This window comes from Nocardioides ganghwensis, assembly GCF_014779655.1.
Classification (GTDB): domain Bacteria; phylum Actinomycetota; class Actinomycetes; order Propionibacteriales; family Nocardioidaceae; genus Nocardioides; species Nocardioides ganghwensis.
In genome coordinates, this window is sequence record NZ_JACXYX010000004.1 from 271,983 (window position 1) to 296,285 (window position 24,303).

General features: G+C 72.9%; 22 protein-coding genes and 1 pseudogene. 13 read left to right on the forward strand and 10 right to left on the reverse strand.

Features of this window, described 5'->3' with window-relative positions:
* Window positions 1–40 precede the first annotated feature (40 nt).
* Both rpsA and IEZ24_RS06825 read left to right on the forward strand, forming a co-directional pair.
* Window positions 41–1,522 (forward strand): 30S ribosomal protein S1, encoded by a 1,482-nt coding sequence (rpsA, locus tag IEZ24_RS06820; RefSeq protein ID WP_129453839.1) that lies wholly within the window; start codon window positions 41–43, stop codon window positions 1,520–1,522.
* 101 nt (window positions 1,523–1,623) lie between these two features.
* Window positions 1,624–2,466 carry a patatin-like phospholipase family protein gene (locus IEZ24_RS06825; RefSeq protein WP_129453840.1) on the forward strand — a complete coding sequence of 281 codons (843 nt, stop codon included), beginning with the start codon at window positions 1,624–1,626 and terminating at the stop codon, window positions 2,464–2,466.
* A 48-nt stretch (window positions 2,467–2,514) separates the two neighbouring features.
* On the opposite strand, the gene IEZ24_RS06830 is transcribed toward IEZ24_RS06825, so the two are convergent.
* The 3 genes from IEZ24_RS06830 to IEZ24_RS06840 all read right to left on the reverse strand — a co-directional run bounded on the left by IEZ24_RS06830 (window position 2,515) and on the right by IEZ24_RS06840 (window position 6,285).
* The gene (locus IEZ24_RS06830) at window positions 2,515–4,476 is read right to left on the reverse strand and encodes a GTP-binding protein (RefSeq protein ID WP_129453841.1); all 1,962 of its coding nucleotides are present in this window, start codon (window positions 4,474–4,476) and stop codon (window positions 2,515–2,517) included.
* Window positions 4,477–4,730: 254 nt separating this feature from the next.
* Window positions 4,731–6,029, reverse strand: a complete 1,299-nt coding sequence (locus IEZ24_RS06835; RefSeq protein ID WP_129453842.1) for a class I adenylate-forming enzyme family protein — start codon at window positions 6,027–6,029, stop codon at window positions 4,731–4,733.
* Window positions 6,030–6,126: 97 nt separating this feature from the next.
* On the reverse strand, window positions 6,127–6,285 hold the full coding sequence (locus IEZ24_RS06840; RefSeq protein WP_165355990.1) for a hypothetical protein: 159 nt from the start codon (window positions 6,283–6,285) through the stop codon (window positions 6,127–6,129).
* 93 nt (window positions 6,286–6,378) lie between these two features.
* Between IEZ24_RS06840 and IEZ24_RS06845 the strand changes: the two genes are divergently transcribed.
* The 4 genes from IEZ24_RS06845 to IEZ24_RS06860 all read left to right on the forward strand — a co-directional run bounded on the left by IEZ24_RS06845 (window position 6,379) and on the right by IEZ24_RS06860 (window position 10,764).
* Window positions 6,379–7,341 carry a GlxA family transcriptional regulator gene (locus tag IEZ24_RS06845; RefSeq protein ID WP_224744932.1) on the forward strand — a complete coding sequence of 321 codons (963 nt, stop codon included), beginning with the start codon at window positions 6,379–6,381 and terminating at the stop codon, window positions 7,339–7,341.
* 124 nt (window positions 7,342–7,465) lie between these two features.
* Window positions 7,466–8,746 carry an aminotransferase class I/II-fold pyridoxal phosphate-dependent enzyme gene (locus IEZ24_RS06850; RefSeq protein WP_275938073.1) on the forward strand — a complete coding sequence of 427 codons (1,281 nt, stop codon included), beginning with the start codon at window positions 7,466–7,468 and terminating at the stop codon, window positions 8,744–8,746.
* Window positions 8,747–8,804: 58 nt separating this feature from the next.
* Window positions 8,805–9,401 carry a dephospho-CoA kinase gene (gene coaE, locus IEZ24_RS06855; protein ID WP_129453844.1) on the forward strand — a complete coding sequence of 199 codons (597 nt, stop codon included), beginning with the start codon at window positions 8,805–8,807 and terminating at the stop codon, window positions 9,399–9,401.
* Window positions 9,402–9,441: 40 nt separating this feature from the next.
* Window positions 9,442–10,764 (forward strand): glycoside hydrolase family 3 protein, encoded by a 1,323-nt coding sequence (locus tag IEZ24_RS06860; protein WP_129453845.1) that lies wholly within the window; start codon window positions 9,442–9,444, stop codon window positions 10,762–10,764.
* A gap of 13 nt (window positions 10,765–10,777) precedes the next feature.
* Here IEZ24_RS06860 and IEZ24_RS06865 read toward each other — a convergent pair whose 3' ends face one another.
* Both IEZ24_RS06865 and IEZ24_RS06870 read right to left on the reverse strand, forming a co-directional pair.
* Window positions 10,778–11,743 carry a sigma-70 family RNA polymerase sigma factor gene (locus tag IEZ24_RS06865; RefSeq protein WP_129453846.1) on the reverse strand — a complete coding sequence of 322 codons (966 nt, stop codon included), beginning with the start codon at window positions 11,741–11,743 and terminating at the stop codon, window positions 10,778–10,780.
* 637 nt (window positions 11,744–12,380) lie between these two features.
* Complete coding sequence (locus IEZ24_RS06870) at window positions 12,381–13,682, reverse strand: DNA polymerase IV (RefSeq protein ID WP_129453847.1); 1,302 nt, start codon at window positions 13,680–13,682, stop codon at window positions 12,381–12,383.
* Window positions 13,683–13,871: 189 nt separating this feature from the next.
* Here IEZ24_RS06870 and IEZ24_RS06875 point away from each other — a divergent pair, with 189 nt between their 5' ends.
* Both IEZ24_RS06875 and IEZ24_RS06880 read left to right on the forward strand, forming a co-directional pair.
* Complete coding sequence (locus IEZ24_RS06875) at window positions 13,872–14,849, forward strand: DUF4192 domain-containing protein (RefSeq protein ID WP_129453848.1); 978 nt, start codon at window positions 13,872–13,874, stop codon at window positions 14,847–14,849.
* Window positions 14,850–14,932: 83 nt separating this feature from the next.
* Window positions 14,933–16,396, forward strand: coding sequence for a glutamate--cysteine ligase family protein (locus tag IEZ24_RS06880; RefSeq protein WP_129453849.1), 1,464 nt, complete (start codon window positions 14,933–14,935; stop codon window positions 16,394–16,396).
* A gap of 50 nt (window positions 16,397–16,446) precedes the next feature.
* Here the strand turns inward: IEZ24_RS06880 and IEZ24_RS06885 are convergent, their stop codons facing one another.
* Window positions 16,447–16,911 (reverse strand): hypothetical protein, encoded by a 465-nt coding sequence (locus tag IEZ24_RS06885; protein WP_129453850.1) that lies wholly within the window; start codon window positions 16,909–16,911, stop codon window positions 16,447–16,449.
* 125 nt (window positions 16,912–17,036) lie between these two features.
* Here IEZ24_RS06885 and IEZ24_RS06890 point away from each other — a divergent pair, with 125 nt between their 5' ends.
* The 4 genes and pseudogenes from IEZ24_RS06890 (at window position 17,037) to IEZ24_RS06905 (ending at window position 20,770) form a co-directional block, all read left to right on the forward strand.
* Window positions 17,037–17,438, forward strand: coding sequence for a universal stress protein (locus IEZ24_RS06890; protein ID WP_129453851.1), 402 nt, complete (start codon window positions 17,037–17,039; stop codon window positions 17,436–17,438).
* A 59-nt stretch (window positions 17,439–17,497) separates the two neighbouring features.
* Window positions 17,498–18,082, forward strand: coding sequence for an HhH-GPD-type base excision DNA repair protein (locus IEZ24_RS06895; RefSeq protein ID WP_129453852.1), 585 nt, complete (start codon window positions 17,498–17,500; stop codon window positions 18,080–18,082).
* A 637-nt stretch (window positions 18,083–18,719) separates the two neighbouring features.
* Window positions 18,720–19,718: pseudogene (locus IEZ24_RS06900) on the forward strand (RNA polymerase sigma factor); the annotation flags it as partial.
* A 29-nt stretch (window positions 19,719–19,747) separates the two neighbouring features.
* Window positions 19,748–20,770 carry a M28 family metallopeptidase gene (locus tag IEZ24_RS06905; protein ID WP_129453854.1) on the forward strand — a complete coding sequence of 341 codons (1,023 nt, stop codon included), beginning with the start codon at window positions 19,748–19,750 and terminating at the stop codon, window positions 20,768–20,770.
* A 7-nt stretch (window positions 20,771–20,777) separates the two neighbouring features.
* On the opposite strand, the gene IEZ24_RS06910 is transcribed toward IEZ24_RS06905, so the two are convergent.
* Window positions 20,778–21,923 carry a CapA family protein gene (locus IEZ24_RS06910; RefSeq protein ID WP_129453855.1) on the reverse strand — a complete coding sequence of 382 codons (1,146 nt, stop codon included), beginning with the start codon at window positions 21,921–21,923 and terminating at the stop codon, window positions 20,778–20,780.
* An 81-nt stretch (window positions 21,924–22,004) separates the two neighbouring features.
* Here IEZ24_RS06910 and IEZ24_RS06915 point away from each other — a divergent pair, with 81 nt between their 5' ends.
* Window positions 22,005–22,547, forward strand: a complete 543-nt coding sequence (locus IEZ24_RS06915; RefSeq protein WP_129453856.1) for a hypothetical protein — start codon at window positions 22,005–22,007, stop codon at window positions 22,545–22,547.
* Window positions 22,548–22,551: 4 nt separating this feature from the next.
* Here the strand turns inward: IEZ24_RS06915 and IEZ24_RS06920 are convergent, their stop codons facing one another.
* The 3 genes from IEZ24_RS06920 to IEZ24_RS06930 all read right to left on the reverse strand — a co-directional run bounded on the left by IEZ24_RS06920 (window position 22,552) and on the right by IEZ24_RS06930 (window position 24,216).
* Complete coding sequence (locus IEZ24_RS06920; protein ID WP_129453857.1) at window positions 22,552–23,379, reverse strand: DMT family transporter; 828 nt, start codon at window positions 23,377–23,379, stop codon at window positions 22,552–22,554.
* Window positions 23,379–23,855, reverse strand: coding sequence for a DUF456 domain-containing protein (locus tag IEZ24_RS06925; protein WP_129453858.1), 477 nt, complete (start codon window positions 23,853–23,855; stop codon window positions 23,379–23,381). Before IEZ24_RS06925 ends, IEZ24_RS06920 begins: the two co-directional genes overlap by 1 nt.
* A gap of 115 nt (window positions 23,856–23,970) precedes the next feature.
* Complete coding sequence (locus IEZ24_RS06930) at window positions 23,971–24,216, reverse strand: DUF7455 domain-containing protein (RefSeq protein ID WP_207206713.1); 246 nt, start codon at window positions 24,214–24,216, stop codon at window positions 23,971–23,973.
* Window positions 24,217–24,303: the final 87 nt, after the last annotated feature.

Consider the following 24,303-nt stretch of genomic DNA (forward strand, 5'->3'; position numbering starts at 1 on the left):
CGTCCGCACGACTCCATCCATCCAAGGAATCACTTCCCATATGACGAGCACGCTCTCCACTCTTCCCGACTACGACGCGCCCCAGGTGGCCGTCAACGACATCGGGTCCGAAGAGGACTTCCTCGCGGCAATCGACGCGACCATCAAGTACTTCAACGACGGTGACATCGTCGACGGCACCATCGTCAAGGTGGACCGTGACGAGGTCCTCCTCGACATCGGCTACAAGACCGAGGGCGTCATCCCCTCCCGCGAGCTGTCGATCAAGCACGACGTCGACCCCAACGAGGTCGTTTCCGTGGGCGACAAGGTCGAGGCCCTGGTCCTCCAGAAGGAGGACAAGGAAGGCCGCCTGATCCTGTCCAAGAAGCGTGCTCAGTACGAGCGTGCCTGGGGCACCATCGAGCAGGTCAAGGAGGAGGACGGCGTCGTCGAGGGCACCGTCATCGAGGTCGTCAAGGGCGGCCTCATCCTCGACATCGGCCTGCGCGGCTTCCTGCCCGCCTCGCTGGTGGAGATGCGCCGCGTGCGCGACCTGCAGCCCTACGTCGGCCAGACGCTCGAGGCGAAGATCATCGAGCTCGACAAGAACCGCAACAACGTGGTCCTGTCGCGCCGCGCCTGGCTCGAGCAGACCCAGTCCGAGGTCCGCCACGGCTTCCTGACCCAGCTCCAGAAGGGCCAGATCCGCAAGGGCGTCGTGTCCTCGATCGTCAACTTCGGTGCGTTCGTGGACCTCGGCGGCGTCGACGGCCTCGTCCACGTCTCCGAGCTCTCCTGGAAGCACATCGACCACCCGTCCGAGGTCGTCGCCGTGGGCGACGAGGTCACCGTCGAGGTCCTCGACGTCGACATGGACCGCGAGCGTGTCTCCCTGTCGCTGAAGGCGACGCAGGAGGACCCGTGGCAGCACTTCGCCCGCACCCACCAGATCGGCCAGATCGTGCCGGGCAAGGTCACCAAGCTGGTGCCCTTCGGCTCGTTCGTCCGCGTCGAGGAGGGCATCGAGGGCCTGGTGCACATCTCCGAGCTCGCCGAGCGTCACGTCGAGATCCCCGAGCAGGTCGTCCAGGTCAACGACGACGTCATGGTCAAGATCATCGACATCGACCTCGAGCGTCGCCGGATCTCGCTGTCGCTCAAGCAGGCCAACGAGACCGCTGCCGCCGCCGACGTGGAGGAGTTCGACCCCACGCTCTACGGCATGACCGCGACCTACGACGAGCAGGGCAACTACGTCTACCCCGAGGGCTTCGACCCCGAGACGGGCGAGTGGCTCGAGGGCTTCGACGAGCAGCGTGCGATCTGGGAGGACCAGTACGCCAAGGCGCACGCCCGCTGGGAGGCGCACGTCAAGCAGCAGGAGGAGGCCAAGCAGGCCGAGGTCGAGGCCGGCGAGGCCACGTCCTACTCCTCCGGTGGCGAGACGGTGGCCGAGACCGGTGGCGACACCGGCGGCTCGCTGGCGTCCGACGAGGCGCTCCAGGCGCTCCGCGAGAAGCTGACCGGCGGCTCCAACTGATCCGCTAGCTCCACAGCACCATCCACGACGGCCCGCCGGGGACACCCGGCGGGCCGTCGTGCGTCCCGGCCCCGTCAGGGTGCGTCCGCTAGAACTGGCGCATGACTGGCAGCGGCACCTCGGCACTGGTCCTCGGCGGCGGTGGGATCACCGGCATCGCGTGGCAGCTCGGCATCCTCGCCGGGCTCGCCGACGCCGGCGTGCACGTGACGGACGCCGACATCGTGGTGGGCACCTCTGCCGGTTCGGTCGTCGGCGCCCAGGTCACCAACGGCCTGCCGCTGGAGGACCTCTACGCGACGCAGCTCGAGCCCGCCGACGCGGAGATCGGTGGCCGGCTGTCGCGGATCGCCGCGCTGAAGCTCGTGCCCCCGTACGCCCTGCCCGGCAGCGGTCGTACGAAGCTCGCGCGCGTCGGGCGGGTGGCCCACGCCGCGCACGAGCCCGGGTCGGTCGACCGCGAGGGCGTGATCCGCTCGCGCCTGCCGGTGCACGGATGGCCCGACCGGGACCTGCGGATCACGGCCGTGGACGCCGTCAGCGGCGAGTTCACCGTCTTCACCCCGTCCTCGGGCGTCGACCTCGTGGCGGCCGTCGCCGCGAGCTGCGCGGTCCCGACGGTGTGGCCGCCCGTCGAGGTGGCGGGCCGCACCTACATGGACGGTGGCATGCGATCGACGGCGAACGTCGACGTCGCCCGCGGAGCCGAGCGCGTCGTCGTACTGGCCCCGCTCCCGCGCGCGATCAGCAAGAAGGCGTCGATCCGCGCCCAGGTGGAGCGGGTCGCACCGCGGGCGTGGTCGGTGGTGACGCCCGACGCGGAGGCGCTCGCCGCCTTCGGGCGCAACCTGCTCGACCCGGCCAAGCGTGCGGTGGCGGCCGAGGCCGGTCTGCGCCAGGCGCGTGACGTGGTCGACGGGGTCCGCGGCGTCTGGGAGGCGTAGGGGTCGCCGTGCCGACCACCCGCCACGATGCCGTCGGTCCGCACGCCGTCACCTCGGAACGCCGCGGAACCATGCCTCCCGGTCGAGGGGGTCCGGGCCGCGGCGTCGCCGTTGCGGAGGTGGTCCGGGCACGGGATCGTGGTGGTCCAGTGCGCTCACCAGCACCCCCTCGCCGCCGGTCAGGTCGGGCAGCCTCGACATGACGTCCGGTACGACCTCCGACGCCAGGTGCCCGACCAGGCGCGTCCAGCCACCGTCCGTCGAGGTCTCCAGCAGGGCGGCTCCGAGGCGACCCAGCAGTGCCGTGACCACCGGGAACGCAGGGGCGGGCAGGTCGAGCTCGAACCGGTCGATCGGGCGGCACACACGAGTGCCTGCCCCGTGGAGCGCGGCGGCGAGGACCACTGGTGCGAGGTGGCGGAAGTCCGCAGCGACCGTCGACATGGACTTGTCGAACTTCTGGTGCGGTCGGCTCTGCCGCGGGTAGTAGGCCGAGGCCGTCATGGTGACCACGCAGTCGGTGACCTCCCAGCCGTGCGGGCCCTGCCGCAGTCCGGCGCGTACGCCCTCCTCGGTCGCGGCGACGAACGCGGCCGGCAGGTTGCCGCGCTCGACGCCGGGGGAGAACTCGACACCATGCCCCACCGGCGCCGACTCCACGCGAAGGCCGAGACCGGCGAGGTAGGGGTTGCCGCCGACTCCGATGCGGTCGCGTGCCACGCCTGTTCCGACCACGCGCTCGAGGCAGACCGTCGAGGTGTCGAGGAAGCGTACGGCGACGCCGTAGCGCTCCTCGAGCAGCGCGGCCAGCACCTCCTTCTGCACCTCGCCGTGCAGGCTCACGGCCGCCTCGCCGTCGACCTCGTCGAGCCGCAGGTCGATCAGCGGGTCCTCGTCGGCGAGCTCGGCGAGGCCCGCGTAGAGCGCCGTACGGCGGGTCGGGTCGACCGGCTCGACGAGGGCCTGCAGCGAGGCTGGGGCGAACCGGTGCGCACGGCGGGCGGGCGCCCTGCCCACGCCGTCGCCGATCCGCGCCGACGGCCCGCGCACGACGGCGATCTGGCCCGCGCCCGCCACTCCCGGGCGAAGGCCACACGGTGTCGACACCGCGACCTCGGTCACCCGGGCCGGCTCCGCAGCGCCGAACGACACCCGGTCCCGGACCCGCAGCTCGCCCGACCACAACCGGACCCATGCCCGGCGCCCGCGCTCGTCGCGGTCGACGGCGAAGACCGTGGCCGCTCGCTCACCCTGCGGCGGGGAGGGCCGGGGGACCAGCGTGACCAGTGCGTCGCGAAGCAGCGGCAGCCCGGCGCCAGTGATGGCCGAGCCGCACAGGACCGGGGTGAGCGTCCCGCCCCGCAGTCCTCGACGCAGGGCCGCGCGCGCCGCCTCGGCACCGACCGGACGACCAGAGGCCCAGTCGTCGAGCACCCGGTCGTCACGGTCGGCGAGCGCCACCACCACGTCCTCGCGCGTCAACGGCACGCCGGTCACCCGCGCGTCCCGGGCGCCGGCGCCGTGCGCCTGCGCCATCGCAACGACGTGCGGCGTGAGACGCCGGCGCACCTGGTCGAGAACGCCCTCGAGGTCGGCGCCTGAGCGGTCGACCTTGTTCACGAACAGGAGCGTGGGCACGCCGATCCGTCGGAGCGCCCGCCAGATCACCACCGTCTGCGGCTGGACACCCTCCACAGCGGACAGCACGAGCACGGCCGCGTCGAGGACACCGAGCGAGCGCTCGACCTCGGCGATGAAGTCGGGATGGCCGGGGGTGTCGAGGATGTTGACGACGAGGTCCTCGAGGGCGAACGACGTCACCGCCGCCCGGATCGTGATGCCGCGACGACGCTCGAGGTCGAGCGAGTCGGTGCGGGTCGTCCCGGCATCGACGCTACCGGGCGTGGTGATGGCGCCTGCCTCGAACAGCAGGCGCTCGGTCAGGCTGGTCTTGCCGGCATCAACATGGGCGACGATGCCGAGGTTGAGAGTGGGCGGGGGCGAGGTCACAGGGCAGCTCCACGGCTGGACGGAAAGAGGTCCGGGGCGTGGTGGCTGCTCGCATGTCTGCTCCTGGGTCGTGGCCGCTCGGCCGGGTGTGGCACGACGATCGCACGACGACCCGTTGGCGCGCACCCGCTTTCCGGCCGCGGCGACCGGCGGGGCACGGACGAGGGCCCGGCGGTCGCCCGCCCTGTCCCGCACCTCCACGACGACCCGGTGGCGTCCTGGCGCGAGCCGTCCAGCCGGACCTTCGGGTCCGGTCAGGCCGGACGTCGACCTGTGTTCGCCGCAACGGCTGGCAGCGCGTCACGCCGCACCTTCCCGGTGGCCGTCATCGGAAGGGCGGGGACGAGCGTGTAGTCCTTCGGGCGCTTGGCCGGCGCGAGGACCCGCCTCGCATGGGCGGCGAGCGTCTCGGGCGCGACGTCGCCGACGACGGCCGCGCACACGCGCTGCCCCCACTGGGGGTCCGGGACGCCGTACACGGCGACGTCGGCGACCCCGGGCACCTCACGCAGGGCGTTCTCCACCTCCAGGGGGTAGACGTTGACGCCGCCGGAGATGATGAGGTCCGTACGCCGCCCGTCGAGGTGGACGTAGCCGTCGTCGTCGATCCCGCCGACGTCGCCGACGGTGAAGGCTGGCCCTGCCGGGGTGTCGCGCCACGCGGCCGCCGTCTGTTCGGGCGCCCCCAGGTAGGTGAACCGTGCGTGCCGCGGGACGACGCACCAGATCCGGCCGTCGTCGTCGGTGAACAGGGTCCGGCCCGGCCGCGCCCGTCCGACGGTGCCGGGATGCTCCTGCCACTCCTCGGACCGGCAGGCCGTGAACTGGCCCTCGGTCGAGCCGTAGAACTCCCAGGTCGAGCCGGCAGGGAAGAGCTCGACCAGCCGCTGCTTCACGGCGACGGGGCACGGAGCCCCCGCGTGGGCGACGAGGCGGAACGACGACAGGTCGGGCACGCCCACGACGTCCCAGTGCGCGAAGAGCCGTTGGAGGTGCGTCGGCACGCAGAACACCGTGGTCGGCCGCTCCTCGGCGATGGCGCGGGTGATCACCGCCGGGTCGAACTTCCCCGGCACCACGATCCGGCCGCCCGCCAGCAGGGTTCCCATGGCGAAGCGCAGGGGCGCCGAGTGGTGCAGCGGGCTGAGGACCAGGTTCACGTCGTCGGCGCAGAACCCCCAGAGGTCGCGTTCCTCGGCGACCAGCGCTGCGGCGTCGGGCTCGGGGAGCAGGCCGGACCAGACGCCCTTCGGTGTCCCGGTGGTGCCGCTGGTGCAATGGATCGGCCGTCCGAGCGGGAGTGATCGCGATCGTCCGTGCCGGGCGGCGAGGAGGTCGTCCACCTGCTCCTGGGTCGTCACGACCAGGTCGGGCGCGATGGGTGCCAGCACGCGGTCGCGCTCGGCCGGGGTGAGGGCGGGGTCCAGCGGGACCGGGAAGACGCCGTCGGCGAGCAGTGCCAGCACCAGGTCGACGTACGCCGTCGAGCCGGGGACGAGGAGCGCGACCCGGGACTCCGCGGGCAGGTCCGTGGGCTCGCCGACCGATGTCATGCCCGCGATTGTGCCCCGCGCGCACGGCCGGCCGGGGAGCGGTCGGGGAGCGGTCGGGGATCGGTCGGGAGTCGGTCGGGAGTCGGTCGGGAGTCGGTCAGCCGCGCGGGACGAGGTGGAGCCGCTCCTCGACCGGGCCGAGGTCGTCGATCGGGTGGGTGGTGGACGACGGGCCGGCGAACCGGTCGTGGCGGGCATAGCTGACGAGCATCGAGACGGCGACGGTCAGGGCCAGGAGGAGGACGATGGTGTTCATGGCAGTAATCATTCGCTCATTCCATTCCTGCCACCAGTGGCAGGAATGACAGCGTTGGTTGATTTACTGCCACTGGTGGTGCAGGGTGGTGCCATGCAGGGCCCCATGAAGAAGGTCGCCGTCGTCGTCCAGGAGCAGCCCGAGCCGTTCGGCCTCGGGGCGCTCTGCGAGGTGTGGGCGGAGCCCTACCACCCCGAGGACGACAACCCGGTCTTCGACTTCACCGTCGTCACCCCGACGCCGGGCCGACTGCGCACCCGCGCGGGCTTCGACCTGGTCGTCGAGCACGGGCTCGAGGCGGCGGCGGATGCCGACCTCGTCTGCCTGGCACCCAAGAGCAACCACCTCGAGTCGACGCCCGAGGTCTCCGAGCTGCTGCGTGCCACGCACGAGCGCGGCGCGATGCTCTTCGCGCACTGCTCGGCCACGTTCATGCTCGGCGAGGCCGGGCTCCTCGACGGGCGCCGGTGCACCACGCACTGGCGCTACGCCGCCGAGCTCACCGAGCGCTACCCGGAGGCGATCGTCGACCGCGACGTGCTCTACGTGCAGGACGGGTCGATCGTGACCGGTGCCGGCTCGGCGGCTGCGCTCGACGCGGCGCTGCACGTGATGCGCCAGCAGTTCGGGGCGAAGGTCGCGGCGACGACCGCCCGTCGCATGGTCGTGCCGCCCCACCGCGACGGCGGGCAGGCCCAGTTCATCGCCCGCCCGGTCCCCGTCTGCGAGTCGGAGGCGCTGGCTCCGCTGCTGGCCTGGATCAGCGCCCACCTCGCCGAGGACCTCGACGTCGAGACGCTGGCCCGGCAGATGCACATGTCCGCGCGCACGTTCGCCCGGCGCTTCAAGGACGAGACCGGCACGACGCCCTACAGCTGGATCCTCGGTGAGCGCGTCCGCGCGGCGCAGGAGCTGCTCGAGCAGACCGACCACTCGATCGACTGGGTGGCGTCCGAGGTCGGGTTCGGCAACGCCGCCACGCTGCGCCACCACTTCGGCCGCTCGCGCGGGGTCAGCCCGCAGGAGTACCGGCGCACCTTCCGGATGACGGCCTGAGGGTCGACTCCGCCCGACGACGGGGATGGTCGTCGCGACATGTCGAGGGCGACCTTCCCCACTGACCTGCCCACGGGCGGAACGGCCGCCGGCGTGGCGGCGGGCGACCTCTAGGCTGGGCGTCGTGAACGCGACTGCGCTGGCCGACCTGTCCGCCGACGACCTCGCCGCCCTGCTCGAGGAGCAGCGCGATGCCTACGAGCAGCTCAAGGCCCGGGGACTCAAGCTCGACCTCACGCGCGGCAAGCCGTCGGCCCAGCAGCTCGACCTCGCCGACGACCTGCTGCGGCTCCCGACCTCCACGAAGGACGCCAGCGGCGTCGACGTACGCAACTACGGCGGCCTCGAGGGCCTGCGCGAGCTGCGGGAGATGTTCGCCGAGCTGCTCTGGGTCGAGCCCGACCAGGTGGTGGCCGGTGGCAACTCCAGCCTGTCGATGATGCGCGACTGCCTGGTCTGGATGATGCTCTTCGGCGCGGTCGACTCCGAGCGCCCGTGGAGCAAGGAGGAGAAGGTCCGGTTCGTGTGCCCGGTCCCGGGCTACGACCGTCACTTCACGCTGCTCGAGAGCCTCGGCATCGAGATGGTGACGGTCCCGATGCACGACGACGGGCCCGACGTCGACGCCGTCGCCGCCCTCGTCGCGGACGACCCGAGCGTCAAGGGCATGTGGATCGTGCCGACGTACGCCAACCCGACCGGCGCGACGTGCACCCAGGACGTGGCAGCCCGGCTGGCCGCGATGCCGACGGCGGCGCCGGACTTCAAGATCTTCTGGGACAACGCCTACGCGCTGCACCACCTCACCGAGGACGAGGCGAAGAGCGCCGACATCCTCACCCTCGCCTCGGCCGCCGGGCACCCGGACCGGCCGATCATGTTCGCCTCGACCTCGAAGATCTCCTACGCCGGCGCGGGCGTGGCGTTCCTCGCCGCGTCCTCCGGCAACGTCGCCTGGTACCTCGGACACCTCGGCAACGGGTCGATCGGGCCCGACAAGGTCAACCAGCTGCGTCACGCGGAGTTCTTCGGGTCCCCGCAGGGCGTACGCGACCACATGGCGAAGCACCGCGAGATCATCGCGCCGAAGTTCGCCGAGGTGGACCGGGTGCTGACCGAGCGCCTCGGTGGCCGCGGCGTGGCGACCTGGAACACCCCGAGCGGCGGCTACTTCGTCAACCTCGACGTCGTCCCCGGCACCGCCAGCCGCGTCGTCGCGCTCGCCAAGGAGGCCGGCATCGCGCTGACGCCCGCCGGGTCGTCGTTCCCCTACAAGCAGGACCCGGACGACACCAACATCCGGCTGGCGCCCACGATGCCGCCCCTCGCGGAGGTCACCGAGGCCATGGAGGCCGTGGCGACCTGCGTGCTGCTGGCGGCCGCGGAGAAGGCAGCCGCAGCCTGAGGCGTACGCTCCACGACATCCTGGGCACCGTCCTGGGCACCGACGTGGGGGAGGGCCAGTGACCGTTCGTGTCGGACTGACCGGGGGCATCGCCTCGGGCAAGAGCACCGTCTCGGCCATCCTCGCCGAGCTCGGGGCGGTCGTCATCGACGCCGACCTGATCGCCCGCGAGGTCGTCGCGCGCGGCACGCCCGGTCTCGACGCCGTCGTCGCCGAGTTCGGACCGCAGGTGCTGACCGCCGACGGCGACCTCGACCGGCCGGCGATGGGCGCCCTGGTCTTCGCCGACCCGTCCGCACGCAAGCGCCTCGAGGCGATCATCCACCCGCTCGTGCACCGACGCAGCGCCGAGCTCGAGGCCGCCGCGGCTCCCGGGGCCGTGGTGGTGCACGACATCCCGCTGCTGGTCGAGGTCGGACGGGCGGACCAGTTCGACGCGGTGGTCGTCGTGGACGCCCCGACCGAGGTGCAGGTGCGCCGGATGGTCGAGGACCGCGGGTGGACCCGCGAGGACGCCGAGTCCCGCATCGCGGCACAGGCCCCGCGCGAGGACCGCCTGGCGATCGCGACGCACGTGATCGACAACACCGGATCGCTCGACGCCCTGCGCCAGCGCGTCGCGGAGGTGTACGCCGAGCTGGCCGGACGGGCCTGACGTTTCCGGGTCGCGGGGGTGCGGCCGGTAACCTCCACGCGTGCTCCCGATCCGACCCAGACTGGCCGTGATCGCGACGGGTGTCCTGCTCGTCAGCGGCTGTGCCGGTCTCGGCCCGACGCCCGACGACGCGGCGCCGGCCACCTCCACGCCCTCGTCCTCCGTCTCCGCCTCCGAGCCCGGTGAGCCCGCCTCGCCCGAGGCGGAGGAGACCGAGGACCCGGACGCCCCGACCTCGTGGGGCCCGACCGTCGGTGAGCTCGAGGAGGCGCACGAGCTCGTCGCCAGCTGGTCTCCCGAGCAGCTCGCCGGCGGTGTGATCGTCGGCCGGTTCCACGGAACGGATCCCGAGGAGCCGGCGCGGATGGTGCGCGAGCTGCACCTGGCCGGCGTCTCGGTCACAGGTGCCAACGTCGTCGACCAGCAGCAGGTGCTCGACATGACGGCCGCGGTCTCGCGCGCCGCAGCGGACGACGGCCGGGACTTCCCGCCGGTCATCGGGGTCGACCAGGAGGGCGGCTACGTCTCCCACCTGCGCGGCATCGCCACCGAGTTCCCGCACTTCGCGTCCGCCGGCCTGGCCATCGCCGCGGACCCGAGGCTCGGTCGCCGGGTCACCCGGGCCGCCGCCCTCACGACGGGGCTCGAGCTGCGCGGGCTCGGCTTCACCTGGGTCTTCGCGCCGGTCGCCGACGTGACCATCGGCGCCGCCGACCCGACGATCGGCGCGCGGTCGCCGTCGATGGACCCCGCGCTGGCGTCCCAGGCGGTCGGCGCTGCGATCAAGGGCTACGACGACGCCGGGATCGTCTCGACGGTCAAGCACTTCCCGGGCCACGGCGGCGCGACGAGCGACAGCCACGACACGCTGCCCGTGCTCGACGCGACCCTCGAGGAGCTGTCGGCCCACGACCTGCCCCCCTTCAAGTCCGCCGTCCGGCAGCAGGCTCCGGCGGTCATGATGAGCCACCTCGACCTCACCGACATCGCGCCCGGCGTCCCGGCGAGCATGGCGCCCGAGGTCTACGACCTGCTCCGCGACGACCTCGGGTTCGAGGGCGTCGCGATCACCGACTCGCTCGGGATGGGCGCCGTCGGTGGACGGCCGACGCCGGCCCTGCAGGCGCTGCAGGCCGGGGCGGACCTGCTCCTGATGCCGGTGGACAACGCGACCACGCACCAGATCGTCGTCGACGCCCTCGACTCCGGGCTCGTCTCCCGCGCCCGCGTCGAGGAGGCGGCCGCCCGGGTGGTGGCCCTGCAGATGTGGCAGGCACGGATCGCAGCACAACGGCCCGTGCCCGCCGACGTGGTCGACAGGGCACGGGCCGCGAGCGCGGACCTGGAGTCCGCGGCGTACTGAGCCTCGGGGTGGGTCAGGCCGCGAGGTCGGGGTCGCCCGCGCGGCGGAGCTTCTGGAGCGCCTCCCGCTCGAGCTGGCGCACCCGCTCGGCCGAGATGCCGTGGCGGGCACCGATGTCGGCGAGCTTGTGCTGGCGGCCGTCGGCCAGGCCGTAGCGCGCACGGACGATGTCGGCCGACCGCTCGTCGAGGATCCCGACCAGGTCGTCGAGCCGCTGACGGGCCTCGGCGTCGAGGAAGTTCAGGTCCGGACCGGGCGCGGTCTCCTGCGCCATGAGGTCGCCCAGGGACGTGTCACCGTCCTCGTCGACGGGCGTGTCCAGCGAGACGTGGTCGCGACCCCAGCTCATCAGGTCGAGGACCCGGTCGAGCTCCATGCCGAGCTCGGTGGCGATCTCCTCGGGCTCGGGGTCGCGCCCGAGCTGGCGCTCGAGGGTGCGCCGCGCGCTGCCGACCTGGTTGAGCTCCTCGACGACGTGGACGGGGAGGCGTACGACGCGGGCCTGCTGCGCGATGCCGCGGGTGATCGCCTGACGGACCCACCACGTGGCGTAGGTCGAGAACTTGTAGCCCTTGGTGTAGTCGAACTTCTCGACCGCGCGGATCAGGCCGGTGTTGCCCTCCTGGATCAGGTCGAGCATCGGCATCTGGGAGCGGCCGTACTTGCGGGCGATCGACACCACCAGGCGCAGGTTGGCCTCGATGAACCGGTCGACGGCGAGCCGGCCCTGCTCGGCGAGCCACTCCAGCTCGGCCTCGTTGGCGCTCATCGGGGCGCCGCCCTTGCGCCGGCCGACGCGGCCGGTGTCGAGGAGGTGCTGGGCCAGCAGGCCCGCCTCGATGGTCTTGGACAGCTCGACCTCGGTCTCGGCGTCGAGGAGCGGGGTGCGGGCGATCTCGTCGAGGTAGAGGCCAACGCTGTCGCGTCCCTCGATCTCACGAGTGGTGCTGGTGGTGCGCTTGGCCTGTGCGGTGCTCATCTCGTCCTCCTGCTCTCGTGCGACCACCCCGTGTCGCACATCTCTTCCAACGCCTGTGTCCGCTGCGGGATTCCCGGTCGGATTGGTGCCTTCACCTGCCTTGACGAGCCAGTTCCCCCGGGAGTTGCACGAACGGCCAACTCTCAGGGACTTCTCAGGGGTTCCCCTCACGACCCGCGCCCATACCCGTACGGACGGCATGCCCCGGATCTCCCTCCACAGGGGTGGGTGGATCCTGTGGAAGACACACCCCGGACTGTGGAGCAACAGCCCTCTCCTGTGCGGAAGCCTGTGGGACCGGAGGTTTGTCGGGCCAGGCCCTTGCGGCCGGGGCCAGGGAGGCATAGAACTCTCCCTACCGGCACCGCTTCGGCGGGGTCGGGGATCGAATCGGAAGAAGAGCCCCACCCGGCGACCAGCTCGCCGCGCAGGCCCGGTGACGGGGTCGGCGGGGGCCGGGCACCGGTCCGATGGGTCGGACGTCACCATCCCCGACCGCAGCGAGGGGCTCCTGGTGCTCATACCACCCGGAGCCCCTCACCCGTGTCGTGCGCCTACGAGGTTGCCGGATCAGCCAGCGGCACCGCAAGCCGACACGGGTGAACTTCGGGTGACGTACGGCCCGGTCGGCGGGCCCTCAGTCGTCGCTGGGCGGCTCGAAGCGGTGCAGCGCGGGGTCGTCGGCGCGGAAGCTGCGCACGGGCCCGGGCGGCGTCTCCGCGGTCTCGAATCGCACGGTCACGACGCCTGCGCCCGAGCCCCACACCCAGCCGGGGCCGAGGTCGTCGTGGACCACGTCCGCGCCCGGCGGCCACGTGCGGCGCGGCGGCTCGGGCAGCACCACCTCCACCTCCTCCTCGTCCGCGGTCTCGCCGAAGAGGTCCTCCTGCACCCAGTCGGCGAGGCCTGACACGCCCACCCCGAGCAGCCGCACGCCGCCCGTGGTGTCGAGGTCGCCGAGCAGGGAGCGGGCGATCCGCCCGATGCTGCCGCCGTCGTCGGTCGGGCTGGACAGCGTGCTCGAGCGGCTGAGGGTGGTGAAGTCGTGGAGCCGCACCTTGATGGTGACCGTGCGACCGGAGAGCCCGCTCTTGCGCAGCCGGGTCCCGACCTCCCGCGCCTGCCGGGTCAGCAGTCCCTCCATCAACCGGCGGTCGGTGATGTCGGAGTCGTACGTGCCCTCCACGCTCACCGACTTGGCCTCGCGCTCGGCCACGACGGGGCGGGAGTCCTGGGCGCGCGCGAGCTGCCACAGGCCGTGACCCTGGGCCTGGCCGAGGAGGCGCACGAGCTCGTCCTGGGTGACGAGCTCGAGCTCGGCGATGGTGTGGATGCCCGCACGCCGCAGCCGCTCGGCCGTCGCCGGCCCCACGCCGGGGATCACGTGGACGTTCATCGGCCGGAGCAGGTCGAGCTCGGTGCCGGGCGGGACGACGGTCATGCCGTCGGGCTTGTCCAGCTCGCTGGCGACCTTGGCGAGGAACTTCGACGACGCGATGCCGACCGTCGCGGTGAGGCCGCCCGTGACCTCGTGCACCCGGGCGCGGAGCCGCTCGCCCACCTCGGTGACGGTCGCGACCTCGAGGTCGGGGAGGTCGGCGGCGGCGAGGTCGACGAACGCCTCGTCGAGCGACAGCGGCTCGACGAGCGGGGACAGGTCACGCAGCACCTCCATGACGAGCCTGCTCGTCGCGCGGTACGCGTGGAACCGCCCGCTGAGGAAGGCGGCATGGGGGCAGCGGGCCCGCGCCTCACGTCCCGACATCGCCGAGCCGACGCCGTACCGGCGCGCCTCGTACGACGCGGTGGACACCACGCCGCGGCCACCCGTGCCGCCGACGATCACCGGCTTGCCCCGCAGCGACGGCTTGTCACGCTGCTCGACGGCGGCGAAGAAGGCGTCCAGGTCCAGGTGCAGGACCGACGCGGTGCTGCGCATCAGCCGGGGACCCGGGATCCGGAGGGCTGCGTCACCCGCCCATTCTCACGCATCGGCCTCCGTGGCCCGGGGGCGAGTGGGTGCATCGTGCGCCACGAACCGTCCACAGGGTGCCGTCGCGGCGGCTTGTCCACAGGCTGTCGCGCCGGCCGGCATGTGCCGTCGGTGCGGCTGGGAAGCGTTCCTGCCATGGAATCCCACGAGCACACCCCGACCTCGCCCGTCACCCGGCTGCACGCCCGTACGCCCGACGACATCGCCGCCTTCGTGCCGCTCGCCCTCGGTTTCGTCCCGGAGCGGTCCGTGGTGGTCATCAGCGTCGGCTCGCCGGGCGGCATGAGCGCCCGGGTCGACCTGCCCCACGACCCCGACGACGTCGACGACGTGGTGGAGGCGCTCCTGCGTCCCGCCCGGCGCAACGGCGTCCGCGACGTGGTCGTGGTGATCTACGACGACGACACCACGGTCGCCGACGAGGCCGCGTGGGCGCTCCACGAGGAGCTCACCGCGGCGGGCATCTCGGTGCGCGAGGTGCTGCGGGTGCACGACGACCACTGGTACGCCGTGCTGCCCGGCGCGCCGCTGGCCGCCTACCGCGGCGTGCCGTTCACGCGCGCCGACCACCCGTTCACGGCGCAGGGCGTCTTCGACGGCCGGGTGACCCACGCGAGCCGCGAGGCGCTCCGCGCCACCCTCGCACCCGACGACGGGGCGACCCGCGCGACCGGCGACGCCCTCGCGGCGGCGAGCGCCCTCCCGGCGGGCGCCCTGGCCAGCCTCGTCCGGCGCCACGTGGGCAGCAGCACCACGTTCTCGACCAGCGAGCTGGCCGCGGTCGCCCTCACCCTCCCGTCCGGCGCCCGCCGCGACGAGGCCTGGGTGTGGCTCGCCCGAGCGGACGCGCGCCGGGCCGTGGAGCTGTGGTCCGACGCCGTGCGCCGGCTCCCGGGCCCGCACGTCGCCGGGCCCGCCGCCGTCCTGGCCTTCGCGGCCTGGCTCCTCGGGGACGGGGCACTGGCGTGGTGCGCCGTCGACCGGTGCCGCGAGGCCGAGCCCACCCACTCCCTCGCCGACCTCGTGGTCCAGCTGCTGGAGTCGGCCACCTCGCCGGACGAGTGGACCACCCTCCAGCCGCGGCTGGCCGCCAGCGGGGACCCGGCCGCGTGAGACCAACCCGCGTGAGACCAACCCGCGTGAGACCAGCCCGCGGGGCGGTTCCCGCCGGGTCCGGGCGTGGCTAGGGTGCCGACATGGGAGAAGAGGTCGCGCAGCAGGAGTTCAGTCGGGCCGACCGGACGCGCCACCGCGAGAAGGTGCGCCGCAACCTCGACGTGTTCGCCCGGATGCTCCGGGAGGCCGCCTTCGACACCGACGACCCCATGACCGGCCTGGAGATGGAGCTCAACCTCATCGACGACGCGGGCGACCCGGCCCTGAAGAACGCCGAGGTCCTCGAGGCCATCGCCGACCCCGACTTCCAGACCGAGCTGGGTCAGTTCAACATCGAGATCAACCTGGCTCCCGCCAAGCTGCGCGAGGGCGGCCTGGCGACGTTCGAGGAGAGCCTGCGGCACTCGCTCAACGAGGCCGAGGAGAAGGGCTCCCGGGTGGGAGCCCACCAGGTGATGATCGGCATCCTGCCGACGCTCGCCGAGGGCCACATGACCCGTGACTCGCTGAGCGCCAACCCGCGCTACGCCCTGCTCTCCGAGCAGATCCTCAACGCACGCGGCGAGGACATCACGATCAGCATCTCCGGCAAGGAGCGGCTCACCACGACGGCCGACTCGATCGTGCCCGAGGCGGCCTGCACGAGCACGCAGTTCCACGTCCAGACCTCGCCCGACCAGTTCGCCGCCTACTGGAACGCCGCCCAGTCGATCGCCGGCGTGCAGCTCGCCGTGTCGGCCAACTCGCCCTACCTCCTCGGCAAGGAGCTCTGGCGCGAGACGCGCATCCCGCTGTTCGAGCAGGCGACCGACACCCGGAGCGAGGAGCTCAAGGCGCAGGGCGTACGCCCCCGCGTGTGGTTCGGCGAACGGTGGATCACCTCGGTGTTCGACCTGTTCGAGGAGAACGTCCGCTACTTCCCGGCGCTGCTGCCCGTGACCGACGAGGAGGACCCGCTCGAGGTGCTCGAGGCGGGCGGCACCCCGGCCCTCCACGAGCTCAGGCTGCACAACGGCACGATCTACCGCTGGAACCGGCCGGTCTACGACATCTCCCAGGGCATGCCGCACCTGCGCGTCGAGAACCGCCTGCTGGCCGCCGGGCCGACCGTCGCCGACACGATCGCCAACGCGGCGCTGTGGTTCGGCCTGATCCGCTACCTCGTGGAGAGCGAGCGCCCCCTGTGGTCGCAGATGTCGTTCTCCGCCGCGGAGGAGAACTTCCACGTCGCGGCCCAGACGGGTGTCGACGCGCAGGTCTACTGGCCGGGCATCGGGCAGGTCCGTGCCACCGAGCTCGTGCTGCGCCGCCTGCTGCCGATGGCGCGCGCCGGCCTCGACTCGTGGGGGGTGCCGAGCGAGCAGAGCGACCGCTACCTCGGGATCATCGAGCAGCGGTGCCAGGCCGAGGCCAGCGGTGCCGGCTGGTTCGTCGAGCGGGTGCGTGCGCGCGGGGGAGAGGACCGCTACGACGCCCTGCGGGCGACCCTGCTCGACTACCGCGACCGCATGCACAGCAACGAGCCCGTGCACGCCTGGGACTGAGCCTGCCGGCTTGCCGCTTGGGCGCTCGGGCGGGCACCGCTGGCCCGAGGTCAGGGCTGCGTCTGCGAGCCAGCGCCGGGCGGTGGACGCAGCCGTCGCCACTCGCGGCGTACGTCGCTGACCGGGTCGAACCAGCCCCGGCGGGTCACCACCACCAGACCCACGTGGACGCCGAGCGCCTGGCTGGCCCAGGCAGCGGGACCGAGCCAGCGCAGGTCGTCGTCGTGCGGGCTCAGCTCGCCCGGACGGGTCAGCCACAGCACCGGGCGCGCCGCGAGCGAGGCCGACCTGCGCAGCATCGCCAGCACCACGTCGGCGCGCAGGCCCGGGTCGGCCAGGGGTAGGTCGTCCTCGTGCCGGACACACCGTCCCGGCACGCCGGCATGCACCGTGGCGGGGAACCGACGGCGTCGCTCGGCACCGATGAGCTCGAGGGTCGCGGCGCGCAGCACGGCGTGCGTGTAGCGGTCGACGGGGGCCTGGAGCGCGTACGGGCCGGCAAGCTGGGGAGCCACGGCTCCAGCGTGCCGCAGCACGACGCGCGCGACGCGCTCCTCCACAGGCTGCCCACGGTCGTGTGTTTTCCGTTACGGTGCCAGCAGGCCGACGGCGAGCTGCCGCGGCCCCGAGAGGAGACACCATGGGCACTGTCGTCGTCGGATACGTCCCCAAGCCGGAGGGCGAAGCCGCCCTCGCTGCTGGCATCAACGAGGCGAGGCTGCGCGGCAGCAAGCTGGTCGTGGTGAACTCCCACCGGGGAGGCCAGGAGTTCGACGGCTCGGCGGCCAGGGCCGCGGACGACGACCTCGCCGCCATCAGGGCACGTCTCGACGAGGCCGGTGTCGAGCACGACATCCGCCAGCTCGTGCGCGGATTCGAGCCGGCTGAGGACCTGATCAGCATCGCCGAGGCCAACAGCGCCGAGCTCCTCGTCATCGGCCTGCGTCGCCGCTCGCCCGTCGGCAAGCTGATCCTCGGCAGCAACGCCCAGCGCGTGCTGCTCGACGCCCCGTGTCCGGTCCTGGCGGTCAAGGCCCAGTAGCCGGGCCAGTAGGGGCCGGCAGCCCGCGCCGCGGCGCGCGCGTCGGGCAGGATGTCCCCATGGGCTTCCAGATCACCGGCGACCCCGCCGCCGACAAGGTTCTCGACGACTCCGCGTTCGCGCTGCTGGTCGGCATGATGCTGGACCAGCAGTACCCCATGGAGCACGCCTTCCGGGGCCCGGCCAAGGTGCTCGACCGGTTCGGCACGGTCGAGCCCGACGCCATCGCCGCGGCCGACCCGGAGCAGTTCGCCGCGATGGCCTCGACCCCGCCGGCCATCCACCGGTTCCCGGGGTCCATGGCGGCGCGCCTGCAAGAGCTGGCGCGCATCGTCGAGGAGACCTACGGCGGGGACGCCGCGCGGATCTGGACCGAGGCCGCCGACGGCAAGGACCTCCTCAAGCGCGTGATGGCGCTGCCGGGCTTCGGCAAGCAGAAGGCCCAGATCTTCGTCGCGCTGCTGGCCAAGCAGGCCGGCGTGCGGCCGGACGGCTGGGAGGCCGTCGTGGGCGACTACGCCCTGGAGGGCCACCGCTCGGTCGCCGACGTCGTGGACGCCGAGTCGCTGCAGAAGGTGCGCGACTTCAAGAAGGCCAAGAAGGCCAAGCAGGCCGGGGCGGCAGCGGAGAAGAGTGCCGGCTGACCTGCCGCGCCGCGGCGTACGCGCCGTGCGAGCGGCCGGGTGCAGGAACGTCAGGGCGGTCGTGGCAGAATGGCGACGCGGCTCTTGACGTCACCGGGCCTCGCCGCGCCCCGAAGTTGCTGGACGAGAGGTGTTCGTGTCTTCACACGCACGCAAGTTGCTCCCCGCGGAGGTGCTGACGCACCCCTCCATCGCCGCTCTGGTCGCCGCCGCGACCCCGACCGGCACCGTGTCCCCCGAGGACGTACGGCGTGCCAGTGACGAGGCCGGCGTCGAGCCCCGGCACCTGAAGGCGCTGCTGGTGCACCTCAGCGGGCTCGGCATCTCGGTGCAGATCGATGCCACGAGCCTGCGCGCGGTCGCCGCCACCAGCAAGCGCGCCGCGACCTCGTCGGCCGCCAAGAAGGCTCCGGCCAAGAAGGCGGCGGCTGCGGAGGCTCCCGCCAAGAAGGCAGCCGCGAAGAAGGCCGCTCCCGCCAAGAAGGCGGCGACGAAGAAGGCTGCCGCCCCGAGTGCCGCGGCCTCCGACGAGGTCGTCGACCTCGGTGCCGTCGAGGCGCCGGTGATCGGCCCGGACGGCAAGAAGGTCCTGCCCGACATCCCGGACGCCGAGTTCGAGAAGGCCGTCGTGGCCGACCCGACGATCAAGGAGGACGAGAAGCAGGCCTTCACCGTCTCCGCGGCCGACGAGACCGACGAGCCCGAGCAGCAGGTCATGGTGGCCGGCGCGACCGCCGACCCGGTCAAGGACTACCTCAAGCAGATCGGCAAGGTCCCCCTCCTCAACGCCGAGATGGAGGTCGAGCTCGCCAAGCGGATCGAGGCCGGCCTGTTCTCCGAGGAGAAGCTCGCCAAGGGCGGCCGGATCAGTCCCAAGATGCTCGAGGAGTACGAGTGGATCGCCGAGGACGGCCGCCGAGCCAAGAACCACCTCCTCGAGGCCAACCTGCGACTCGTCGTCTCGCTGGCCAAGCGCTACACCGGTCGCGGCATGCTGTTCCTCGACCTGATCCAGGAGGGCAACCTCGGCCTGATCCGTGCGGTCGAGAAGTTCGACTACACCAAGGGCTACAAGTTCTCGACCTACGCCACGTGGTGGATCCGGCAGGCCATCACCCGCGCCATGGCCGACCAGGCGCGCACGATCCGCATCCCGGTCCACATGGTCGAGGTCATCAACAAGCTCGCCCGTGTCCAGCGCCAGATGCTCCAGGACCTGGGTCGCGAGCCCACGCCCGAAGAGCTCGCCAAGGAGCTCGACATGACCCCCGAGAAGGTCATCGAGGTCCAGAAGTACGGCCGCGAGCCCATCTCGCTGCACACGCCCCTCGGCGAGGACGGCGACTCCGAGTTCGGTGACCTGATCGAGGACTCCGAGGCGATCGTCCCGGCCGACGCGGTCTCGTTCACCCTGCTGCAGGAGCAGCTGCACGCGGTGCTCGACACCCTCTCGGAGCGCGAGGCCGGCGTGGTGTCGATGCGCTTCGGCCTCACCGACGGCCAGCCCAAGACGCTCGACGAGATCGGCAAGGTCTACGGCGTGACCCGCGAGCGGATCCGCCAGATCGAGTCCAAGACGATGTCCAAGCTCCGCCACCCGAGCCGGTCCCAGGTCCTGCGCGACTACCTGGACTGATCCGGACCACGAGCCGGGTGCGAGCGGACATGCACCGTCTCGCGAGCAGCGTCGCCCTCACGGCGGCGCTGCTCGTCATTTCGGGGTGCTCCACCGGCGGCACGCCCAGCGACGCGCCCGCCGGGTCGACCCCGTCACCGCGGTCGTCCCCGACAGGGACCCCCGCCGAGGAGGCCGCCGAGGACGCCACCGAGGAGTCCAGCCAGGAGGCCGGTGAGGCGCCCGCTCGGGAGCAGGAGCCGGTGGCCCCGGCCGACTTCGAGCCAGCGACAGCGGTCCGGGTCGTACGCCACCTCGCCGGGGTGATCGGGCCCCGCGAGGCGACCGGTCGTGCGTACGCCCGCGCCGCCGACTGGGTGCAGGGCGAGCTCGAGGGACTCGGGTACGACGTGGCGCGCCAGGGCTTCGACGTGCCGGCGGGGGAGTCGTGGGGCGTCCCCGTCCCGGCCGGCCGGTCCGTCAACGTGGTGGCGACGCCGGTCGGGTTCGACCCCTCCCGCCCCCACCTCGTCGTCGGCGCGCACCTCGACACCGTGCCGCGGGCCCCCGGTGCGGAGGACAACGCGTCCGGTGTCGGCGTCCTGCTGGCGGTCGCCGAGGCTGTCGCGCAGCGGCGCACGCGTCTGCCGGTGGTGCTGGTCGCGTTCGGCGCGGAGGAGCCGCGCGGCCCGGGCGACGACGAGCACCACTACGGCTCGCGCCGGTACGCGGCCGAGATGGGGCCCCGTGAGCGCACGGCGATGCGCGCCATGGTGTCGCTCGACCGCGTGGGAGTCGGCGCCACGGTGCCGGTCGGTTCCGCGACGGCGTCCGACCCCGTGCAACGTGCGCTGCTGGCCGCTGCCCGCTCGGCGGGCGTACGGGCGGTCGCGGTGGCCGAGCAGCGCAGCAGCGACCACTGGTCGTTCGTCCGTGCCGGCCTGCCCGCGGCGCGGCTCGGGTCGACGTCGTACGCCGCGTACCACTCCGCAGCCGACGTCCCGGCCGTCGTGCGGCCCGACCAGCTCGCGCGCGTCGGGCGGGTCGTGCTCGCGTGGCTGGCTCCGCGCTAGACGTCTGCTAGGGCGCCCGCAGGCCGGTGCACGACCGCAGCGCGGTACGCCGCTCGGCCGAGGCCGTGGCCGCGCTGCCGGTCGCGGCCCTGGGCAGGCCGTCGGCTCCGATGGTCGCCGGCCACCAGCGCGTGGCAGTGACGCGTGCTCGACCGGCCGGTGTCGTCGGAGGCCGGACGGTGAGCGTCAGGACGCCGGTCGGACCGGGGGAGTACCACGCGAAGTTGCCCAGGCCGTAGGCGACGTAGCCGGCGCCGAGCCGTCCGTCGCCCTGCAGCTCGTGGGCGTGGCTGCCGGCCACGACGTCCGCCCCGGCGCGGACGAGGCGGGCGGCCAGCCGGCGCTGGGCCGTCGACGGGCAGGTCTCGCCCTGGACGCCCCAGTGGAGGTAGGCGACGACCACGTCGGCCACGGCGCCCGCGCGGCGTACGGCCTCCAGCAGCCGTCGCGGGTCCATCGCGTCGGCGGTGCCGGGGCGGCCCGGCGCTGCGGCCCACTGGCCGGTGGGGTCGGCCGTCGGGTCGGCGTCGGCGACCGACGCCGCGACGGTCGCCACGACGGCGCCGTCCACGTCGGACAGGGCGGGCGCGAACGCCTGCTCGACGTCTGCGCCGACGCCGACCACGATGAGGGGCGGGTCGCCGTCAGCGGCAGACTCGGCCGCCCGCAGCGTCGAGGCGAGCCGGGCGCGGCCGAAGTCGAGGGCGTGGTTGTTGGCCATGCCGGCCACGTCGATGCCGGCCGCGGCGAGTGCGGTGAGTGCCGCGGGCCCTGCGGAGAAGGTGTACCTCTTGCCGGGCTCCGGACGTCCGCCGGTGCCGACGGAGGTCTCCAGGTTGGCGATCGCGACGTCGGCCGCGGCGAGGGCGCGCGACGCCGGTGCCAGGGCGGTCGCGGGATCGCGCAGCCGCGCCGTGAGGGGGCCCTCGAAGTGGATGTCGCCCGCCAGCGCGATCGTGACCGGGGGCGCTCGTCGCGCGGCCGGAGCCTGGGGCGCCGACGGTTCGACCGGTGGCGGGGCCGAGGGGGTCGGCACGACCGGCGGGTCGGCAGGGCTGCTGCAGCCCACGAGGAGGAGGGTCGCCACGAGACCCGCAGCCACGGTCGTACGGCGTCCACCCACCGCCCCCGCTGCTGACCGCCTCACCGGCATGCCGCCATCGTGCCACCGAGGAGCGGGCTCCCTCCCGAAGTAGGTGGACGGAACGGGGGTGCGCGGTGACACACTCGGCACATGAGAACTCGGATCTCACTGGCCGCCATCCCCGCGCTGGGGCTCGCCGCCCTGCTCGCCGCGCCCGCGCACGCGGAGTTCTACAGCATCGACGACCCCGCCGACGCGAAGGCGTCGCTCACCGACGTCTACGGCATCGAGGCCAACCACGGCAGCGACAACGTGCTCGTCAAGGTGCGCTTCAACGAGCTGATGCGCTCCAGCGCGGCCGGGGTATCGGTCTTCTTCGACACCGACCGCGACGCCCGGGGGCCGGAGTACGTCCTGAGCAGCGGCCTCGGGGACGGCACCGACTACGTCCTGACCGAGGCCGACGGCTGGCGGGGGAGCGACGAGAGGGTCAGCTGCGACTACGTCGCCCGGCCCAAGTGGGGCCAGGAGGTCTTCCGCGCCGTGCTCAGCCGCGCCTGCTTCGACCGGGTGCCCTCGCTGCGCATCTCGGTGAAGATGGTCGACCAGGCCGACGGCTCGCACCCGGTGCGGGACTGGGCGCCCAAGCGCAAGCGCTGGACCCTGCCGATCGCCACCGGCCTGCGCGCCTGAGCGATCAGGCCGCCGCGACGAGCCCCACGGCGAGCCCGCACAGCAGCAGGCCGACCGCCTGCGAGGCGTGGACCCGCTCACGCAGCACGGCCGCGGCGAGCCCGATCGTGATCGCCGGGTAGAGCGACGTCACCACGGACGCGATCGTGAGCAGCCCCGTCTGGGTGGCGAGCAGGAAGGCGACGACCGCTCCGGTGGCGAGGACGCCCGCGGCCGCACCCCACGCCTGGGAGGCGTCGTACGGCACCCAGCGCGCCCGCAGCGCTGCCGCGGTGAGCGCCACCGCGACCACGGCGACGCCCTGGGTCACGGCGAGCGGGGCGAAGCCGGCCGACTCGGGCACCTGTCCCATCGCGGCGAAGAGGAGACCGAAGCCGAGGCCCGCGAGGACGCCGTCGACGATCCCGTCGGCGAGGTTGCCGGCGCCATCGGGCTCCCGGCTCACCAGCCAGATGCCGGGGACGGCGGCGATGATGCCGAGCCAGACGAGCAGGTCCGGTCGCTCGCCGCTGACGACGCCCACGCAGACCGGCAGCAGCGCGGCTCCCACGGCGGAGATCGGAGCGACGACCCCCATCCGCCCGGCGGCGAGCCCGCGGTAGAGGAACGCGCCGCCGGCCCCGCTGCCGATGCCGGCGAGGGCACCCCACCAGAGGTCGGCGCTGCTCGGGGATCCGTGGGTGACGAGCGCGAGGACGACCGCACCCGCGAACGCGGCCACGGCGCCCACGAACGCGACCGGCCACGCAGACGTACGCCGCGACGCGAGACCGCCGACGAAGTCCGAGAGCCCGTAGGCCATGGCGGCGGCGAGGGAGAGCAGGACCGCCATCAGGTGATCACGACGCCGACGACCCACGCGCCTGCGGCGAGGACGGCGGCCACGAGCTCGATCAGGATCGACACCCCGACCGCCCGGAGGGCGCCCTTGGTCGAGGGCCACGCCAGCGCTGCTCCGACACGGGCGCGCTCGGCGACGTAGATCCCGAGGACGAATCCGACGAGCAGCCCGACCACCGGGATGACGAAGAAGCCGATGAACGCCACGAGGGCGCCGACGAGCAGCGTGCGGTTGGGCACACCCGACGACTTGAGCTGCCGGCCGGGCACGAGGTACTTGACGACCGTGCCGGCGGCGAGCAGGACGGTGGCAACGGCGAACACGATCCAGCCGGGGGACGTGCCGACCTGGACCGCCCACACCAGGATCGCGCCCAGGACCAGCACGGTCCCGGGGAGGACAGGGACGATGACTCCCACGATGCCGACGGCGATCGCGAGGGCGACGAGGATCTCGGTGGCGCTCACGGGGCACAGCCTCCCAGACGGGCCGGACGAGCGCGGCCCGGCCCGCGGGCGGACGCAGAACGGCCCCGGAGAGCTGAGTCCGGGGCCGTTCTGGAAGTCGGGTGGTCGGGGTGGGTCAGGCCTCGCTGCCCGCGGCGGGAGCCTCGAGCTTGTGGGTCTCGTCGTGGACCGTGGCAGCGACCTCGCGAAGCTTCTCGCCGTGCTCGCGAGCGTGGTGGGCGCAGAACAGCAGCTCGCCGCCGGTCTGGAGCTCCACGCGGAGGTAGGCCTGGGCGCCGCAGCGGTCGCAGCGGTCACCGGCCGTGAGGACGGCCTGGGTGGGTGCGGTGGCAGTGGTCACGTCAGCCTCATTTCTGTTCATCGGTGTCTGGCCCAACGTAGCCAGTGGGGCAAAGATTCCCCGCCGGCGGGTGTAGATCGAGAACTCATCCAGTGAATCACGTCGCAT

Excerpts from the sequence above, each read along its gene's own strand:
- rpsA (WP_129453839.1), top strand. The coding sequence starts at position 41 with ATGACGAGCACGCTCTCCACTCTTCCCGACTACGACGCGCCCCAGGTG.
- IEZ24_RS06825 (WP_129453840.1), top strand. The coding sequence starts at position 1,624 with ATGACTGGCAGCGGCACCTCGGCACTGGTCCTCGGCGGCGGTGGGATC.
- IEZ24_RS06835 (WP_129453842.1), bottom strand. The coding sequence starts at position 6,029 with ATGACATCGGTCGGCGAGCCCACGGACCTGCCCGCGGAGTCCCGGGTC.
- IEZ24_RS06840 (WP_165355990.1), bottom strand. The coding sequence starts at position 6,285 with ATGAACACCATCGTCCTCCTCCTGGCCCTGACCGTCGCCGTCTCGATG.
- IEZ24_RS06845 (WP_224744932.1), top strand. The coding sequence starts at position 6,379 with ATGCAGGGCCCCATGAAGAAGGTCGCCGTCGTCGTCCAGGAGCAGCCC.
- IEZ24_RS06865 (WP_129453846.1), bottom strand. The coding sequence starts at position 11,743 with ATGAGCACCGCACAGGCCAAGCGCACCACCAGCACCACTCGTGAGATC.
- IEZ24_RS06870 (WP_129453847.1), bottom strand. The coding sequence starts at position 13,682 with ATGCGCAGCACCGCGTCGGTCCTGCACCTGGACCTGGACGCCTTCTTC.
- IEZ24_RS06875 (WP_129453848.1), top strand. The coding sequence starts at position 13,872 with ATGGAATCCCACGAGCACACCCCGACCTCGCCCGTCACCCGGCTGCAC.
- IEZ24_RS06880 (WP_129453849.1), top strand. The coding sequence starts at position 14,933 with ATGGGAGAAGAGGTCGCGCAGCAGGAGTTCAGTCGGGCCGACCGGACG.
- IEZ24_RS06890 (WP_129453851.1), top strand. The coding sequence starts at position 17,037 with ATGGGCACTGTCGTCGTCGGATACGTCCCCAAGCCGGAGGGCGAAGCC.
- IEZ24_RS06895 (WP_129453852.1), top strand. The coding sequence starts at position 17,498 with ATGGGCTTCCAGATCACCGGCGACCCCGCCGCCGACAAGGTTCTCGAC.
- IEZ24_RS06905 (WP_129453854.1), top strand. The coding sequence starts at position 19,748 with ATGCACCGTCTCGCGAGCAGCGTCGCCCTCACGGCGGCGCTGCTCGTC.
- IEZ24_RS06910 (WP_129453855.1), bottom strand. The coding sequence starts at position 21,923 with ATGCCGGTGAGGCGGTCAGCAGCGGGGGCGGTGGGTGGACGCCGTACG.
- IEZ24_RS06915 (WP_129453856.1), top strand. The coding sequence starts at position 22,005 with ATGAGAACTCGGATCTCACTGGCCGCCATCCCCGCGCTGGGGCTCGCC.
- IEZ24_RS06920 (WP_129453857.1), bottom strand. The coding sequence starts at position 23,379 with ATGGCGGTCCTGCTCTCCCTCGCCGCCGCCATGGCCTACGGGCTCTCG.
- IEZ24_RS06930 (WP_207206713.1), bottom strand. The coding sequence starts at position 24,216 with ATGAACAGAAATGAGGCTGACGTGACCACTGCCACCGCACCCACCCAG.